The sequence below is a fragment of the Acinetobacter sp. BZX-2 genome (assembly GCF_055179795.1).
In genome coordinates, this window is sequence record NZ_CM143686.1 from 2815585 (window position 1) to 2833432 (window position 17848).

Sequence of the window (17848 nt, forward strand, 5' to 3'; positions counted from 1 at the left end):
CTTCGCTCACACAGTTGAAGATAATTTAGAATGAGGTTGAATAAAGTCCACTAAACTTTGAAACCACATCACATCTACAAAGTTTCCAGTAATCACAAGATCCTCTGTTCTAAGCGCTGTTAAAAACGTATTCACACTATCTTTAGCTGATAACACTGCAAAACCCTTACGACCTGTTTTAAAGGTAAAGGTAAAACTTGGGGATTTGGTTTGTCCTGCGTGAGAACTTATCTTGCCATTTTTAACTTCAAAATAACGTCCTTCACCACTTACCGTCTGGATTTGGAATGTGACATTTTTATCTTTCACGTATGCGGCACATTTCGGATTAGTTTTCACAGCCCTTTGTAACAGCTTGGTCAGCATCCACAGTAATAATTTAAATTTCATCATTTTAGCTCTCAGTTCACCAATATATAAAAACACAAAAGAAATTCTGGTTGATTACTCATCTAGAAACTGTATGGCATGTTTAACGAATCGTTCTGGATACTGAAACTGTGCGCCATGCCCTGCATCTGGGTAAATGAATAGCTGTGCATTTGGAATATTCAGTGCCATCTGATAGGCATTAATGGTCGGAATCATCACATCATCCACACCATTCAGAATAAAAGTCGGCTGTTTAATCTCACGTAAATGTGCAAATGGATCGTGTTCATCAAGCTTCGGTAAAAAGTGCATATTGGCTTCAATCTGAGCCTGCATCACATCGACTGAACTTGCGGGATCCTGATCTTTACGCAGATGGCGACGTTGCCAAAAATCACGACCTGCTTGAATTGCTTTTGGTGATCGACCAAAAAATAAAAAAAGAAAGTCCTCTTCAGAAGGCAAAGCACTGGTTGCATGCTTCAAGACCAAAGCTGGTACATCTGGATCATCACCGCGTGGTTTTCCACCTCTTGGTCCTGTACCCAAAAGCATTAACTTTCTGACCAGTTTAGGATGACGACGTACTAAATCCTGTGCTTGAAATCCTCCCAATGAAAATCCGAGTAGATCGACTTGGTTTAAATTCAATGCACGAATCACTGCGGCAGCATCATCAGCCATATCCTCAATGCGGGTGCGTGGCTGACCAGTGGATGAAGCAACACCACGACCATTGAATAAAATGATTTCTCGCCCTGCTGCTAACCCATCAGTAATTAACGGATCCCAATTGTCCAAACCACCACGGAAATGTTGCAGAAAAAATAAAGGTGGTTGTTGAGTATCTGGATTCCCCCAGCGACGATATGCAAAAGTTGCTCCATCAACCTCTATAAACTGGGTTTCAGCCGTCTGGTGTGTAAACGTTGTCATCTTCATTGTCCTCATTTAAATATCTGATTGGGTTTAAATTTATTTAGCTAAGAACGTGAGCGATTGTTTTACAAAATCTTGATTAAACTGAAATATTCCACCATGACCTGCATCTGGATAGATTACGAGTGAGCTATTCGGTAAACGTTTTGCCAAGTCATACGTATTGACCGTTGGAACCATACGGTCATTATCACCGTTAGCAACTAAGACGGGTTGTTGAATAACTGAAAGGTCAGCAGGTTTTTTACTTCCCCATTTTTTTAGGGCTTTAAGCTGGGCACGATATGCAGAAATGGTAATCTCTTTGTCACGATTCTCAGTACGTTCATTTATGCGTTGAACGAACTGTTTCGCAGCAGCTTTACCATTGTCTGTACGCGTAAAAAATAAATAGACTTTAGGATCTTGGCGAGTCGTCATACCACGGACTAAATCCCAATTAGAAACTCGCCCCACTGTACTAATTCCAGTTCCGCCAGCAGGTCCAGTTCCCGATAAAATCATTTTTCGGATCAATTGCGGCTGTTTTAAAACAATCTCTTGCGAAATCATGCCGCCCATTGAAAAGCCAAATAAATCAACCTTCTTAAACCCTTTCGCTTGAATAAATGTAATCGCATCATCTGCCATTTGTTCAATGGACTTTGCGGGTTGACCAGTAGAAGCACCGACACCACGATTATCAAAAATAACAACATGATGTTTTGCAGCAATACCATCAATGATTCGTGGATCCCAATTGTCCAATACAGCAGCCAAATGATTTAAAAAGATGATGGGAGTTCCACCATTTTGTTGACCGTACTCTCGATAGGCGAAATTAATACCATCTGCTGAAATGAACTGAGTTGGAACAGTTGTCCATTGATATTGTTTTTCCGTCATTACAATCGCTCCTGAATTTGGGGTAATAGCCGTATTTACATCCGCATAGATTGAACTAGATACAGCTAAAGCCATTGAAATCAGACTTTTTTTGAGTAAGTCACGCATGATTAATTTCCTAAAGTAAGATTAATATCTAAACCGCTACCCTAAGAATAAGAACCTCATACTTTTGGAATCATTCATATCTTGAGCTGGTCTGCACACACATCTATAGTAAAAAACAGTTACTATCGAATTAATACTAACAATACAGGAGTAATTTTAAATAGTCACTACTTTTTTAGTAGTAACTTTGATTTTTTTTCATTATGATGATATTTCGATAAGCCCGTTGGATTAAAAAACTTATCAAAAAAGAAGTTAATTTAGGAAAATCCCATGAAAAACAAAGTTATTTTAATTACAGGTGCATCCCTAGGTATAGGTTATGCTATCGCTGAAAAGCTCTATCAAGCTGGATATATTGTTTATGGTACAAGTCGAAAAGTGACAAAATCACATCGATCATTCCCCTTTAAGATGATTGATTTAGATGTTACACATGATCATTCAGTTAAATCAGCCGTTCAAAAAGTCATAGATTTAGAAGGTCATATTGATGTGCTCATCAATAATGCAGGATTTGCTATTGCACCTGCTGCCGCTGAAGAAAGTTCAATGGCACAAGCGCAATCAATTTTTGACACCAATTTTTTTGGTATGGTTCGTATGACTCAGGCTGTAATCCCACATATGCGTCAACAAGGCGGCGGACAAATTATTAATATTGGCTCTGTAATGGGATTTTTTCCATTACCTTATTGGGCACTTTATTCGTCAACGAAACATGCGATTCGTGGATATTCTGAGGCTTTGAGTCATGAATTAAGGTCACAAAATATTCATGTGAGTGTTATTGAGCCAGCTCAGACAAAGACATCTTTAGATGCTCATTTACTTGAAGCAGACTTGAAAATTCCACACTACGATACTGTCCGTGCTCAACAGCGTCTAATCATGGAAGAGCTAATGGAAAAGTCGGATGATCCAAGTATCGTAGCAAATAAAGTGTTACTTGTTATCTCTAAAACCTCTCCAAATCTTAACTATACGACAGGAAAATCTGCATTAGGCTTTAGATTATTTAGGCAGCTTATCCCTTCAAAAATCTCATACTTTGCTATTCAAAAAGGGCTGAAACTTTCAAAGACTTAAGCAAGATCAAGCTATAGTATTAAAGCCATGTCTAAACTGGTGTGGTTTTGATTCAATTTCTCTATATTCATAACTTTTAGTTAAAAGTACTTTAAGATCAAATTTTAAGCTAATATCTTAAGAGTTATATTAAACTCATAATAATATTCCATGACATTATATACCTTAATAAATCAATAGCTTATATTTATAAAAATAAGAAAATGATGATAAAAATTATTTACCTTTTTATCTATGCAATAAGGCTCATCAGATTAAAAATCGTTTTATTTAATCAAACTGATGAATTAATTCCATAAATGTAACTATCATTTTAGTAGTAACTATTCATTATTTAGATTATGATAAAAAATAAACATTATTGATGATTCAATTCAAGTTTTAATCGAAGAGTCTGATATGCATCCTAATCTGAAAATTTAATGTAGATTTACATACGTAAAACATTAAAACAAAAAGTGAACTAATTGAGGTCTTATATGAAAGCAGCCTATATTAACCGTTACGGCAATATTGATGATGTGCAACTAGATGAACAATCTAAACCACCGATTACAGAGAACGATGTACTTGTCAAAATACATGCAGCAAGTATTAATCCACTGGATTTAAGGATTTTAGAAGGTGAACTAAAGGCTATTCAGCCTGTTAAGTTTCCTTTTATTTTAGGCAATGATTTTGCAGGTAGAGTTGTTCAAGTGGGCGCAAATGTTAGTCAATTTAAAGTTGGAGATGAAGTATATGCCAAGACTGACCAAAATGGTGCTTTTGCTGAATATACTGTAGTTCAGCAATCTTCACTGGCTCTAAAACCTCAAAATATTTCTATGGAACTCGCAGCCTCTCTCCCTCTTGTTTCATTGACTGCATGGCAAGCATTGGTTGAAATTGCGAAAGTTCAAGCAGGACAAAAAGTATTGATTCATGCAGGTTCTGGCGGTGTTGGCTCAATTGCTATTCAGCTTGCAAAACACTTAGGTGCGACTGTTGCAACGACCACGAGTGGTAAAAATGCACAATGGGTCAAAGCATTAGGTGCAGACATTATCATTGATTACAAAACTACTGATTTTGAAAAAGAACTTATAGACTATGACGTAGTTTTAGATACACAAGGTGGAAAAATTTTAGAGAAATCTCTAAATGTCCTTAAACGTGGTGGTCGTATTATCAGTATCTCTGGTCCACCTGATCGTGCTTTTGCTGAGACAATCAAAGCCAATTGGTTACTGAAATGTATTATTCCTCTTTTAAGTTGGTCAATTCGAAATAAAGCCAAAAAGAAAGGAATTACTTACTCATTTTTGTTTATGCAACCCAATGGACAACAGCTATCTGAAATTTCAAAGTTAGTCGAGTCTGGGAAAATAAATCCAATCGTTGATAAAACTTATGCATTTACTGAGATTAAAGATGCTTTCCAATATGTGAATACTGGACGAGCAAAAGGTAAAATCGTCTTAAAAATCAAATATTAATATAAGATCCAGAGATTTAAACAAAAATAAGGGAGCCAAAGCTCCCAATTATTAATGACTCACCAACTTAGATTCAATCCAATGATTAATTTCCCATGCAGACCACCCAACACGACCAACTGTTAAATTTGTCTGTTTGGGAAATGTTGGATCATAGTACAGTAAGAACTCATTTATGATTCTCTAAATGAGTTCACAACAGCTCCTTTTTAATCCAACTCATTTTCTTTTAACCACGTAGAAAGTAATTCTGCAATTTTCCTATTATTCAGGTCTGAAAAAGGAAAATGAGTATTGCCATAAATACCGATATCAGGCAAATGCACGAGTTCAGCTTTACCACCATGTTGATTGATTTTATCCACCCAAAGCTGTGCCATTTTCAAACGAACACGCCAATTGTCTTGAGCTGCATTGTCCTGTACTTGAGTCGGAATATTGTCACCGTAATAAACAACTATAGGTATTTGGGTCAGTTTAATAAACTGGGCCATCTTAATAGGTGTTGCTTTGAGTGTTCCTGTAGCACTTGGTATATCTGCGGGGATTTCATTTTCAGGAAAAACGAAACCACTACCAGGTTCATACGCAACAATCGCTTTGACTTGATTCGATTTAATCGCTGTCCACCAACCTGGGCCACCCCCTTGTGAATGGGTAATCAATACTGCATCGCCTGATTTTTTTAAGACTTCAACCATCGCATCGCTAATCACCTGTTCATCATAAGCACCCGTATTTGGTGTCATTTGACGGAAATATTGATTTAAAGCAGCAGGGTCTTGCGAGAACTGCACTCCTTTAAAAAAATGAGGATACTGCCCTAAACGGAACATATTAAACCAAGCTTGATCGTTGGTCGTTGCTGGGATTTCTATCGCCACTGTAGATTGTCCAGCCTGTCCTCGACGTGGTTGGTCAACCAAATAAATAGGGAATCTTTGTCGAAGAAAAAGCGTTTGAAACCCTTCCCGACCATCTGGTGTAGTTCCCCATGTTTTTGCTGATTGTCCTGCACCATGCAGGAATACCAATGGATAATGTCGTGCATGTTTAGGAATTTGATAAAATACTGAGGCATGATCACCATGCAGGGTTTGACCTTGTGAATTAAAGAGTTGTTTGTCGTCAAACTGTCCTGCACTTTGAATGACTTGACCACCCGCAGCAAAATTACCTTGCTGTGCAATACTTATAGCCGATGATTGATATGGATTGACTGAGCAGGCTGACATTGATGCTGTAATACAGATTGTTAGCAATAACTTGCCAAATATAGAATTTGTATTCATCATTTTATCTCGTTCCCATTATCATAGTTGCTTTAAAACACTTTCGGCGTTGTCTACCCGATCACTTCCAATAGCATGCTGTAAAGTGTTCATGATTTTTTGCATTTGGACATTATCCATACCTAAATTTTGGATAATCCTCAAATGAGAACGTAATTGGGCATTGACATCACCTAAAGCAGAAAGTGTACTCACCACAACCAATTCACGTTCTAAAGGCGGTAAATTATCTCGACTAAACAAATAACCAAACAAATGCGCTTTTAAAGCGTAGTCCATCGTGGGTGAAAAGTTATCAAATAAAGGTTTTGAGCTTTCAGATACATCGGTTTTATTCAGATAAGCCAACATTTCACTGCCCAATTGGTAGTAATCAGTTTGGTTAGATAAAGTGCTTGGTTCAGCCCCGTGTATGTCTTTAATCCCCTGTTTTTCACGCTCTTCGAGCAGACGTTTGAAAGTCAACATACCATTTAAAGCACGAGGAAACCCAACATAGGCAGATTGATGAGCAAATACTTCCTTGATTTCATTGATCGTTAAACCATTCTCCAATCCTGTGATTAGAGCAGGTTTTAGTTTTTCCAGTTCACCTGTTGCAGTAAAAACAGCGATGGGAACAAAGCTTAATTGTCTAGTGCTTAGCTGTACTGTTTCGGCCTTTGCAGGTATTTTTAAAGGTTCTACTTGTGTAGGTAAATCCACTTTTTCGAGCCATGTCACGCTCTTGCCATCAGTGGCTACAGGGCTAATCGCAATATGCGACATTGCCCGATGTTCACTCGCACCATGCCAATGTTTAACGTTGGGTGGACACCAAATAACATCACCTTTGCGAATCATTTGAACAGGTTTTCCCCATTCTTGTGTACGTCCCTCTCCTTCGGTCACAATTAAATATTGACCCTGTGAGTGAGTATGCCAGTTGGTGATCGCACCGACTTCAAAATTCACAATGGCAGGTGCAACATCACCTTGTGAGGGCATCACTGGATAACGGGTAAAGTTTGCCTTACCTGAAAAATTGTTGGCTGGAGCAGATTGAATGCTCAGTCTTTCAGTTCGAATGATTTGTTGTTCAATTTTTTGTTCAATTCTATCGTCAGCCCAGACCATACCTGATAGAAAACTCATCGCCAATAAAGCATTCACCTGATGTTTCATCTTATTTCCCCATTATCCCTATTAAAAAATAGGTCAATGATTCAAGAAAAGTTATCTAATCATTGTCCATCATCCAAATTAACAATCTTTATTTTAGGTGCTTGCCATAAAATGCGATCAGTTGATCCGTCGCCTGTTTGACATATTCAGGCTTCCAATAGGTTTCAATATGAGAGGCATTTGGAATCTTGAATAAGGTTTTGTCTTTTGTACCTGTCGCTTTAGCAAAGGCATCTTCGGTCATATACAAGCTATCTGCTTTACTTCCTGCAATCATTAAAAGTGGCTGATTGATTAAATCAATATGATCCGTAGCATCCCAACGCATTAAGTCAAGTAAGCTACTGGTTGTGTATTTAGCTGAAGAATTTGGATGAGCGTGAGTTTTAGAATAATACTCATAACCCTGACGATATAAATCGAATGGTAATTTAGCAATCTGTTCATCTGTTAAATGCGCTCCGCCCTCGTAGAGAATCTCTCCGCCTGATGCTTCTTGAGCACGAGCTGCTGATGCTCTTTGTAAACGCTGCTGAATCGTATCGAGTTGTGAATCTTGATAACCATTACGACGAACACGCCCTGAGTTAAACATGCTTAATGTTGCTACTGCATGAAAACGCTTGTCCGTTTCTGCGGCTGCCAATGAGTAGCCACCACCACCACAAATCCCCAATAAACCTAAACGATTATGATCCACCCCTGCATATTGGCTAATAAAATCAGCCATACCCTGAATGTCTTCAATACGGTTTGCAGGTTTATCAACATTACGTGGCTGACCGCCACTTGCACCTTGATAAGCTGCATCCGCTGTGATGGTAATATAACCTTGTTCAGTTAAACGCTGTGCATAGAGTCCTGCAACCTGCTCTTTTACTCCACCATTCGGATGCGCCACAACAATGGCAGGATATTTTTGACTCGGGTCATAATTGGCTGGTGTATAAACATTTGCCGCAATGTCTAACCCATTCAGTTTATAAGTCACAGGATGAATATTGACCTGTCCCTTTACATTTTCAGTGATCGCTCCACTATAAACCAGCCCAAAAGGATTTTCTTTTTTGTCTGCTGCAAAACCTGCACTTGATGTCGTCATAACTGCGGACATTAAAATGGTTTGTAAAATTTTCATCATCATTCCTCTATACTATTGTTATCGTTATACATCTAGCTTACGACTGGTTAACCACTCAATCATGGCTGGATCACGGTGTGAAAAGAATGCGCTGGTTGCGGTATCCATAGCGATAATTTGATTCATTTCTGTAATGGATAACTCGAAATCAAAAATATCAATATTTTCGAGTAAGCGTTCTTTACGCACAGATTTGGCTAAGGACACAATGTTGCGTTGCAATAACCAACGCAGTACCACTTGCCCAACGGATTTACCGTATTTCTGTGCAATATTGACCAATACAGGTTGGTTAAATAAATTATTTTTCCCTTCTGCAAAGGGTGCCCATGCTTGTGGCTGAATATCTTTTGATTGCATCCACGGCACAGCATGCAATTGTTGATTAAATGGATTGACTTCAACCTGATTCACCGCAGGTTTAACCTGATTAAATGCCATCAAATCAGCTAAACGATCAGGATGAAAATTACTCACACCAATGGCACGGATTTTCCCCGCTGCATATAACTCTTCCATTGCTCGCCACGCACCATGTACATCACCAATCGGTTGATGAATTAGGTACAAGTCAACATAATCCATTTGTAAGCGATTTAAAGAACGTTCAAATTGGGCTTTTGCACCTTCATAGCTGGTATCTTGCAACCAAAGTTTAGTGGTCACAAACAATTCATCACGGACAATATTGCTTTGGCGAATGGCATTACCCACTTGGATTTCATTTTGATAAGAAGCCGCAGTATCAATTAAACGATAACCTGCATCTATTGCATGTAAAACAGCTTGTTCACATTCAACAGGCTCATTCATTTGAAATACACCAAAACCTACAAGTGGCATTTCAACGCCATTATTTAATCGAATTGTTTTCATCATTTATTTCTCATACATTCATACAGAATTGCTTAAGAAAACTATAACTCGACAATAAAGAATGTATTAGTCAGGCATTTTCGATTACATTTATATAAATTTTTGATTAATTAAGTTTGATTCACAAAAAAATAATACATTGAGGTCGCTATGTCTGAGAATCTAAATGATTTAAAAGCGTTTATTGTTGTTGCTCAAACTGGAAGTTTTACCAAGGCTGCGGGACAATTAGGTGTCTCTCAATCTGCATTGAGTTACACCCTTAAAATGCTAGAACAACGCCTTGGAGTTAAATTACTAAGCCGTACCACCCGAAGCGTTTCTCTTACACAAGAAGGAGAGCAACTCCTCAATGACATTGAACCCCTCATTTCAGGTATTGAACAAAAACTATATAACCTCAATGAATTCAGAGATTCGCCACGTGGAAAACTGAGGATTAATGGCACTGAGCTAAGTATTAATTATTTATTGTGGGATAAATTATCCAAGTTTTCACACGATCATCCCAATATTCAACTTGAACTGACCATGGATTATGGCTTTTCGGACATTGTCAAAGATCGTTACGATATCGGCATTCGCTTAGGAGATTATGTACATAAAGACATGATTTCAGTACAAGTTAGTGATGCGTTAGAAATGATGACACTCGCTTCACCTGATTATTTAAGCACTTACGGTATTCCTCATCATCCCAATGAATTACATCAACATCGTTGTATTGGATTACGATTGCCGAGCTATGAACGTATCCAAGCATGGGAATTTAAAAATATTCGTGAAGGCAACGAAGTTTTAACCATATCACCTGAATGTGCAATAGTCGTCAGTCATGCAAGGCTGCAATTAAAAGCAGGCTTAGATGGTCTTGGAATTGTATGGCTGCCTAAAATCATGGTTGAAGCTGAGATCCAAAAAGGGAATTTTATTCAGATATTAGAAGATTGGGATATGAATTATTCAGGCTACTATATGTATTATCCAAGTCGACGTGAATCTTCTCTGTTATTTCGTTTGTTGGTCGATGCTTTGCGTTTTCAACATTAAGCTTATTTTGATCATAAAAATAAACCGCTAAAACAGCCTTTCTGATTATTAAAATATATATCGACATTTCATATTTTGGCACGATATCACCATAAAGCTGTCACTTAACTACCAAATCATATTTTCCATAAAAGTTACATTCAATCTAACAAGTTTATAGTCCATAAAAAGGAACGAAGATGTTAGATCAAAAAATAATGGATTTTCGTGAGAAATTGGTTCTCGATCATTTTGCTGATGAAGTAAAACAGGATTTTGATGCTGTACTCGGTACCTTCCCACATCCACATTATGAACTGATCGCAACAGGTGCTGTGCACGATGGTCATGATGATGTGCTCAATTATCATCGCAATGCACGTAAAGCCTTTCCTGATCAACGTCATGAATTGATTGCACTACGACATACCGAAGATTCGGTCATTTGTGAGTTTTGGCTTTTAGGTACCCATAAGGGTTATCTCGGTTCAGTCCCTCCAACAGGTAATGCTTTTCGTGTACGCATGTGCGCATTCTTCATTTTTGAAGGTGAAGAATTGGTCTGTGAACGTATTTACTTCGATACATTAAGCATTATCAAACAATTATTTAAAGGTTTTAATCTCAAATCACCGAAAGGTATGCTCCAGTTTTATAAAGCGGCATCAGGACTGTTACGAGACATGAAAGACCTCAGTAAAATCACTAAAGCCAAATGAGCTACATGGAGAATCCCTTATGAATACTTCATTTAAAGCTTTAGGTATGCAAGAAATTCTAGATTTTGATGGTGCTCGTGATGCTCCCTCTCCTGCTGAGCGTCTAGAAAATGTCAGAGCTGCTGCGCATCGATTTAGACAGAAATTAATGCAACAAAAGGATGTTGGTTTTTATCAATCCATTGATCTTGTTCGTGCACCTTATCCAACTTGGTATGGTTATACAGGTGTTTTTGCTCAAAAATCATTGACCTTTCCATTTTTACATTTATTAAATCGATTATTTATTATTCAATATCAAGACTTTAATGATCAGCTTAAGGTTTTATTATTTTCTCCAACAGATGTAGTGAATAATCGTAAAACACCATTCTTTGAGCGTCTAGCAGGTGCTTTGCCTGAGAGTACATTTAAGGTTTTTGCACCCCAATACAGTTCTGTCGAACAAAGCTTAAAAAAGCTAAAAATTAAACCAGAACAAGTCGATTACATTAGCTATGATCATTTACATACACAGGAATTGAGAAAATGGTTAGGTACAACCGATCAGCTTGCATATTTTCCAAATGCAAAACTATTGGTACATGAAAAAGAATGGAACAATGTACAAGGTTTATTGCCTGTGCAATCTGACTGGTATTGCCCACATGCGACTGACGGTATTGATCCGAAAAAAATTATCACCTTCAAGAAAAGCCTTGCTTTAGGTTCAGGTTTGGCATTGGTTCATACACCAGGACATACCGAAGGCAATCACTCTTTAGTCGTGAAAGTAGATGACCAAATTTTTGTGAGTTCAGAAAACGGCATTAGCCTAGATGCATATGAACCGAAAAGTTCAAAGATCAAAGCCATTCGTGATTATGCGGAAAAGACTGGTGTCGAAGTGATTTTAAATGGCAATACCCAAGAAGGCAGTAATGATCAGTATATTTCAATGGTGATGGAAAAGACTATTGCAGGCCCATTAAAAAGTAATCCAAACTTTCCTGCCTGTGCTTGTAGTAGTGAAACGACACCCTATTGGTTATTTCCAGGTTTAAAGCAAACTGAGTTACTCGGTGCACTACAATTTGGTCAGTTGTCTATTTAACGTTAGAGTTTAGCTTTTTATATCGCTTGAGAGTCCTTGAAGTTCAAGCGATTTCTTCATTTTCGTCATTCAAGCTCCAAAGCTACGATACTCTTTCGGCGTTTTTCCTGTCCAACGTTTAAAAGCTCGCTGAAAAGCACTTTGTTCAGAGAATCCCAGTAAAAAAGCGATTTCAACTAAACTTAATTGTGGATTGCGTACATAGCTAATCGCAAGACTTTGTCGTATCTCGTCGACAAAAGTTCTAAAGTTCAAATTGTGTCGCAGCATTTCTGTTTTTAATTCATCAACACTAAAGCCTGTGTGACCTGCCAGCTCCTCAAAAGTTAAACCACCTAGTTGAAAGGATTCAACAATGGCTTTACGTGCATTCGCCAGCCAAGAAGGTTCTAAGTGATTCCCTAACTGTTTTAAGAGTTGTTGTCTTAAATCACTCATCACCACATGAACCGATTCATTTGAGCTGGGTAATGACAAATCTAAAAAACTTTCATGGAAGCCAATTGCAGTATCTTTGGCATTAAAAATCAATGGGCAGCGAAATAAAGCCGTATATTCACTGATATCTTCGGGCTGTTCATGCTGAAATGAAACCCATAAGGGGCTTAAATCCTGCCGATTAAACAACTGCCGAGATAAAGTCACATAAGATGCTTGATGCAACTCATCTTGTAATTTGCCCAAGGGTTGATTATCTGCCAAATTACTTTTCCAATAACGGATATATTCCTGCCCATGCCGTTCAAAAATATTACTGCCAGCATCGATTGTCAGCGCTGAATAATGAATATTTTGTTGCATGACTTCACGTGCATTGGAACAAGTCATCAATGCAAAACCATGTGGCCCCAAATGCCCTGTGGTGACCAATTGCCCTAAATAAATCCCTAAATGAGGCTGTTGAAATTTTTCTTGTAAAACATGGCAAGCATGATTAAAAATGTCGAAATCGATCCGATCATTTGGTCGTTCGAATAAATCTTTATCTAAATGAATTTCTGCTAAAAACTGCTGAACTGAATAATTTCTTCGCTGCAAATAATCAAAAAGTAAGCGCATATAATGCACAGCAACTGTATGCCTTTTCTTTACATAATCAATCTGTTGTACCATTAAACTCACTTTCCCTGTTGATTCTAAACCTTCATTTCAATATTTGCTGTCAATGAATTCCAATTCACGTCAATACCCTTTTTTTCTGGTGTTCTATAGTGAGTTCAACATTCAAATGTGAATGCAAAATCTCATCTATCTCACTGGGTATATTAATTAAAGGAATAGGCTATGAATATCAATGATTTTATTTTAAATAAATTACCGACGGCTTTAAATCCCGAAGCCACGGATGGTGTTGAGTGTATTTTACAGCTCAATTTATCTTCACCTTTTACCATTCAGATCAATGACAGCACTTGTGACGTTCAGCAAGGTGAAAATGCTGATGCTGATGTGGTACTCACCACCACAGACGAGGTTTTTGTTGAGTTGTTGACAGGCAAAATCGCAGGTGCAATGGCCTTTATGAGCGGCAAATTAAAAATCGATGGTGACATCATGCTTGCCAAAGAAATCAGTGATTATTTTGATGCATCGAAATTGGCTTAATTCAGTTCAAAGGGGAAATTCAGTTCCCCATTTTTTAAGAATATTGAATCAAAACATCAAAAGGATAAGGTCATGAGCAAAGATTTAGGTCCAATTTGTCAAAATGGTTACATTGTTAAAGACATTGAAAAAGCCATGAATGAATGGATTGCATTGGGTGTAGGCCCTTGGTTTTATGTTGAAAATGCAATTTTGGATAATTTTAAATACAAAGGTCAGCCACATAACATCGAAATGAAAGTTGCACTCGCCAATTCAGGGGATGTGCAAATTGAACTGATTCAGCAAACAAATGGTGTGCCTTCGATGTATCAGGATTTCCTAAATTCTGGGCGTGAAGGTTTTCAGCATATTGCCTATTGGACAGAAGATTACGATGCCATGTATCAGCATTTACAAGATAAAGGCTATGAAGTGGTTCATGAAGGTCAAATTGGTGGGCCACAAGGCCGCATGGCTTATTTTGATTCTGAACATGCTGTTGGCATTGCCATCGAAATATCAGAACTCGCAGGCAGTAAAAAACAAATTTTTGACTATATTAAAAAGGCATCGGTTGGCTGGAATGGTTCAAAGCCAATCCGCAAACTCTAAGTCGGGGTCACTCATTTATGAAAAGTATTTTATCAGCTGAACAAGGTGCTGTTTTAGGCGAGTTAGAGATGCCTAAAGTCATGCCCAATCATGTTCTGGTCAAAATCAAAGCCTGTGCATTAAATCGTGCCGATTTGAATATGCTCACAGGCGCAACACATGGTTTTGTTGGCGGCGTAGGCTTTCCAGTCGGGATGGAATGGGCTGGAGAAATTATCGAGGTGGGTGAAGATGTTCAGCAATGGCAAGTGGGAAACCGTGTCATGGGTGCGGGTCCAGGTGCATTTTCTGAATATACCTTGGGCAATGCAGACTGGATTTACCCAATTCCAAATAACTTAAGCTTTGAACAGGCTGCAACTTTACCTGTTGCCTTGCAAACCACGCATGATGCTATTGCGACCAATGGTCAATTACAGATTGAACAAAGTGTTTTAGTGGTTGGTGCAAGCTCAGCGGTCGGTTTGATGGCAATGCAAGTTGCAAAATACTTAGGCGCCAAACAAGTCATAGGAACGTCCACCAGTGCGGAAAAACTAGCAAAGTTGCAAGAATATGGTGCAGATCATGTCATCAATAGCACAGATGAAGATTGGACTAAACAGGTTTTAAAACTCACCAAACGTAAAGGTGTGGATCTAGTCATCGACTTCCTTGCAGGGCCTTTATTTAACCAGACCATGTCTGTGACTAAAATTGCTGGAACTATTGTTAATGTCGGACGTATGGCAGGCGAAACGGGTGAAATTGATTTTGATCAACACTCTATGCGTCGTATTAACTATAAAGGCGTCAGCTTCCGTACCCGCAATCCAGATGAAATTGCAGCAGTGATTCAAAATGCCAAGCATGCGTTAATACCAGCATTAGCTGAAGGAAAAATTCATTTGCCGATCGATGCAATTTATCCATTTGATCAATTCAATGCCGCTTTTGACAAAATGAAAGCCAATCAGCATTTTGGCAAGATCGTACTTTCTCTTTAATTTAACTGGCCTTACACATTGTTTTCTTATAAAACGTGTAAGGCATCCTATATGAGACAATGCTATGAAAATTCATCATTTAAATTGTGGAACGATGTGTCCATTGTGCTCTAAATTGATCAATGGTCATGGGTCTTTGACTGAACCTGGCAAACTGGTCTGTCATTGTTTATTAATCGAAGATAATAATCGTTTGATGATGGTGGATACAGGAATTGGGTTGCAAGATATACAACAAGCAGATCAGCGTTTAGGAAAATTCTTCCAAAAAACCTTTAAACCGAAATTATTGGTTGAAGAAACAGCACAACATCAAATTCAAGCGTTAGGTTATTCACCCAATGATGTCACGGATATCTTTCCCACCCACCTTGACCTCGATCATATTGGCGGTGTTTCTGATTTCCCCAATGCAACAGTGCATGTCTATAAGCCAGAATTGGAACAAATTCTCAAACCTGATTTCAAAGACAAATTACGATTCCGTCAAAATCAATTTAAGCCTACACCAAACTGGCAAGTCTATAACCAAACAGATAGTACATGGTTTGGGCTACCTGCTTTTTCTTTAAAAGCAAAACTGGGATTAGATCTTTTTATTATTCCCCTGATTGGACATACCAAAGGTCATGTTGGTGTTGCTGTTCAGCAAGACAATGGTCAATGGGTTCTCCATTGTGGCGATGCGTATTATCACCATAGTCAACTTGATGAAGTAAATCGCATGCCAATCGGTCTAAAAGCGTTTGAGGCAAGTGTACAGGCGATTCGTCATGAACGATTGAATAGTCTTAATCAGTTAAAACGACTCAAAGCCAATCATGCCAATGAAATCGAGTTTTTCTGTGCACATGATCCTGTCGAACTTGATCGATACCAAAACTAATATTTTTTTATTTCCTGTTGTCGTTTTTATTCATCTCAAAAGATAAAATAAGTGCATTTTATCTTTTTCATTCACCTCTGTTATTTCAATGCTTTAATCACTATAGATCACCTCAATACTTAATAAAATGCTGAAAAATAATGTATTTAAACCTCAATTTTTTAAAATAAATTTTAATCATAAAACACATAATATCGTTGAATTCACCCACACATTGACACTTTTTAACCATAACAGTGGCACTGAATAACCAATCAGATCGATAAGAAAAGTTAAAAATAACCATAGAAATTAAAGTGGTTTTCACTGATATCTCATACGCTATTCCAGGAAGGAATCCAATATGAAAAAAAGCATATTATTCACAGCATATGCCTGCATCTATGTAACTCAATTACATGCGGCAGCAATTGATCGTTCAGGACAATCAGTTGCAGCATTTTTACAATCAGACAATTATTTTGAAGCTGGTATCTCGATTTTGGATGCTTCTTTGAGTGGTAAAATGAATGATAATTTTAGTAAAGGTGGTTTAACCGCCGCAGCGAATATGCCCTCAGGTGACATTGCCAATAGTTATTACTCTCCTTCTGCTGCGCTTAAACTACAACTGACAGACCAATTTTCAATGGGTTTTTTATACGATCATCCCTTTGGCGCAGATGCGGGTTATCCAATTAAAGAATATCCAGCTTATACAGAAGGCAATGAGAAATCGGAATCAGAAGTGGTCTCACAAAATTTAACTACCCTCATCGGTTTTCAGCCAAACCAACACTGGAATATTTATGCAGGGCCTGCCGTACAAACAGTTAAAGGAACTAGTCGTTTACGTGGAGCGGGTTATTCATGGGCTCGTTATGACCTTGATGCAGCAGAGACGACAGGTGTCGGTTGGGTTGCAGGTGTTGCGTATAGCATTCCTGAAATCGCATTAAAAACATCTATAAGTTATCGCTCTGAAGTCGATCATGATATGCGAATGACTGAGTCACTCAGTATTTTACATCCACTTGCTGGGCGTGTTGATTTAGGAACATCCACTGAAAACTCAACGATCACTACACCGCAATCAATCAATCTCGATGTCCAAACAGGAATTATGGAAAATACTGTGGCCTTTGCCAATGTGCGCTGGGTGGATTGGTCAAGTTTCAAAATTTCTCCACCAAAACTTTATAATTTTACAAAACAAGCCACAGGCAATGGCGTGCATTTAGCTGCCTACTATGACGACCAAATTTCAGCAAATATGGGCTTAGGAAGAAAATTTAACGATAAGCTCTCAGGTACTATTTCTGTTGGATGGGACAGTGGTAGTGGCGAGCTTGTAACGACGCTTGGACCCACTGAAGGTTATTGGAATATCGGACTCGGTGCACAATACAGCCCTGCCGAAAACTATTTTGTTGCTGGAGGAATCAAATATTTTTGGCTCGGTGATGCAAAAGCACAATCTGGTTTTGACTTTGGCACAGATAAATATGACGCTATATATAAAGATAACAACGCGTGGGGCTATGGTCTAAAAATAGGTTATCGCTTTTAAATCCATAACAACATTATTTTAGGCGATCATAAGATCGCCTTTT

General features: G+C 38.2%; 18 protein-coding genes and 1 pseudogene. 10 read left to right on the forward strand and 9 right to left on the reverse strand.

The window, feature by feature from the left end:
• Window positions 1–6: 6 nt before the first annotated feature.
• From ACY45D_RS13280 to ACY45D_RS13290, 3 genes are read right to left on the reverse strand one after another with little or no spacing between them, the layout of a single operon-like run.
• A complete protein-coding gene (locus ACY45D_RS13280) occupies window positions 7–393 on the reverse strand; it encodes a helicase (RefSeq protein WP_463107156.1) in 387 nt (128 codons plus the stop codon).
• Window positions 394–444: 51 nt separating this feature from the next.
• The gene (locus ACY45D_RS13285; protein WP_463107157.1) at window positions 445–1308 is read right to left on the reverse strand and encodes an alpha/beta fold hydrolase; all 864 of its coding nucleotides are present in this window, start codon (window positions 1306–1308) and stop codon (window positions 445–447) included.
• Window positions 1309–1347: 39 nt separating this feature from the next.
• Window positions 1348–2196 (reverse strand): alpha/beta fold hydrolase, encoded by an 849-nt coding sequence (locus ACY45D_RS13290; RefSeq protein ID WP_463109488.1) that lies wholly within the window; start codon window positions 2194–2196, stop codon window positions 1348–1350.
• 381 nt (window positions 2197–2577) lie between these two features.
• Between ACY45D_RS13290 and ACY45D_RS13295 the strand changes: the two genes are divergently transcribed.
• Together ACY45D_RS13295 and ACY45D_RS13300 are read left to right on the forward strand one after the other, a co-directional pair.
• The gene (locus ACY45D_RS13295) at window positions 2578–3393 is read left to right on the forward strand and encodes an oxidoreductase (protein WP_463107158.1); all 816 of its coding nucleotides are present in this window, start codon (window positions 2578–2580) and stop codon (window positions 3391–3393) included.
• A gap of 479 nt (window positions 3394–3872) precedes the next feature.
• Complete coding sequence (locus ACY45D_RS13300; protein ID WP_463107159.1) at window positions 3873–4871, forward strand: NADP-dependent oxidoreductase; 999 nt, start codon at window positions 3873–3875, stop codon at window positions 4869–4871.
• A gap of 51 nt (window positions 4872–4922) precedes the next feature.
• On the opposite strand, the pseudogene ACY45D_RS13305 reads toward ACY45D_RS13300, so the two are convergent.
• From ACY45D_RS13305 to ACY45D_RS13325, 5 genes and pseudogenes are all read right to left on the reverse strand, one after another.
• A pseudogene (locus ACY45D_RS13305) lies at window positions 4923–5033 on the reverse strand (AlpA family phage regulatory protein); the annotation flags it as partial.
• A gap of 47 nt (window positions 5034–5080) precedes the next feature.
• Window positions 5081–6166 carry an alpha/beta hydrolase gene (locus tag ACY45D_RS13310; protein ID WP_463107160.1) on the reverse strand — a complete coding sequence of 362 codons (1086 nt, stop codon included), beginning with the start codon at window positions 6164–6166 and terminating at the stop codon, window positions 5081–5083.
• 18 nt (window positions 6167–6184) lie between these two features.
• Complete coding sequence (locus tag ACY45D_RS13315) at window positions 6185–7327, reverse strand: cupin domain-containing carboxymuconolactone decarboxylase family protein (protein ID WP_463107161.1); 1143 nt, start codon at window positions 7325–7327, stop codon at window positions 6185–6187.
• Window positions 7328–7415: 88 nt separating this feature from the next.
• Window positions 7416–8465 (reverse strand): alpha/beta hydrolase, encoded by a 1050-nt coding sequence (locus ACY45D_RS13320; RefSeq protein WP_463107162.1) that lies wholly within the window; start codon window positions 8463–8465, stop codon window positions 7416–7418.
• 27 nt (window positions 8466–8492) lie between these two features.
• Window positions 8493–9347 carry an aldo/keto reductase gene (locus ACY45D_RS13325; RefSeq protein ID WP_463107163.1) on the reverse strand — a complete coding sequence of 285 codons (855 nt, stop codon included), beginning with the start codon at window positions 9345–9347 and terminating at the stop codon, window positions 8493–8495.
• Window positions 9348–9494: 147 nt separating this feature from the next.
• Here ACY45D_RS13325 and ACY45D_RS13330 point away from each other — a divergent pair, with 147 nt between their 5' ends.
• From ACY45D_RS13330 to ACY45D_RS13340, 3 genes are all read left to right on the forward strand, one after another.
• The gene (locus ACY45D_RS13330; protein WP_463107164.1) at window positions 9495–10394 is read left to right on the forward strand and encodes a LysR substrate-binding domain-containing protein; all 900 of its coding nucleotides are present in this window, start codon (window positions 9495–9497) and stop codon (window positions 10392–10394) included.
• A gap of 179 nt (window positions 10395–10573) precedes the next feature.
• Window positions 10574–11092 carry an ester cyclase gene (locus ACY45D_RS13335; protein ID WP_463107165.1) on the forward strand — a complete coding sequence of 173 codons (519 nt, stop codon included), beginning with the start codon at window positions 10574–10576 and terminating at the stop codon, window positions 11090–11092.
• Window positions 11093–11111: 19 nt separating this feature from the next.
• Window positions 11112–12185 carry an MBL fold metallo-hydrolase gene (locus ACY45D_RS13340; RefSeq protein ID WP_463107166.1) on the forward strand — a complete coding sequence of 358 codons (1074 nt, stop codon included), beginning with the start codon at window positions 11112–11114 and terminating at the stop codon, window positions 12183–12185.
• Window positions 12186–12254: 69 nt separating this feature from the next.
• On the opposite strand, the gene ACY45D_RS13345 is transcribed toward ACY45D_RS13340, so the two are convergent.
• The gene (locus ACY45D_RS13345; protein ID WP_463107167.1) at window positions 12255–13298 is read right to left on the reverse strand and encodes an AraC family transcriptional regulator; all 1044 of its coding nucleotides are present in this window, start codon (window positions 13296–13298) and stop codon (window positions 12255–12257) included.
• Between the two features lie 171 nt (window positions 13299–13469).
• On the opposite strand from ACY45D_RS13345, the gene ACY45D_RS13350 reads away from it, so the two are divergent.
• The 5 genes from ACY45D_RS13350 (at window position 13470) to ACY45D_RS13370 (ending at window position 17805) form a co-directional block, all read left to right on the forward strand.
• Entirely contained in the window at window positions 13470–13790 is a 321-nt protein-coding gene (locus ACY45D_RS13350; RefSeq protein WP_463107168.1) for an SCP2 sterol-binding domain-containing protein, read from the forward strand.
• A 72-nt stretch (window positions 13791–13862) separates the two neighbouring features.
• Complete coding sequence (locus ACY45D_RS13355; RefSeq protein WP_463107169.1) at window positions 13863–14384, forward strand: VOC family protein; 522 nt, start codon at window positions 13863–13865, stop codon at window positions 14382–14384.
• Between the two features lie 17 nt (window positions 14385–14401).
• On the forward strand, window positions 14402–15370 hold the full coding sequence (locus ACY45D_RS13360; protein ID WP_463107170.1) for a quinone oxidoreductase family protein: 969 nt from the start codon (window positions 14402–14404) through the stop codon (window positions 15368–15370).
• A gap of 64 nt (window positions 15371–15434) precedes the next feature.
• On the forward strand, window positions 15435–16256 hold the full coding sequence (locus tag ACY45D_RS13365; RefSeq protein ID WP_463107171.1) for an MBL fold metallo-hydrolase: 822 nt from the start codon (window positions 15435–15437) through the stop codon (window positions 16254–16256).
• 343 nt (window positions 16257–16599) lie between these two features.
• On the forward strand, window positions 16600–17805 hold the full coding sequence (locus tag ACY45D_RS13370) for an OmpP1/FadL family transporter (protein ID WP_463107172.1): 1206 nt from the start codon (window positions 16600–16602) through the stop codon (window positions 17803–17805).
• Window positions 17806–17848 lie beyond the last annotated feature (43 nt).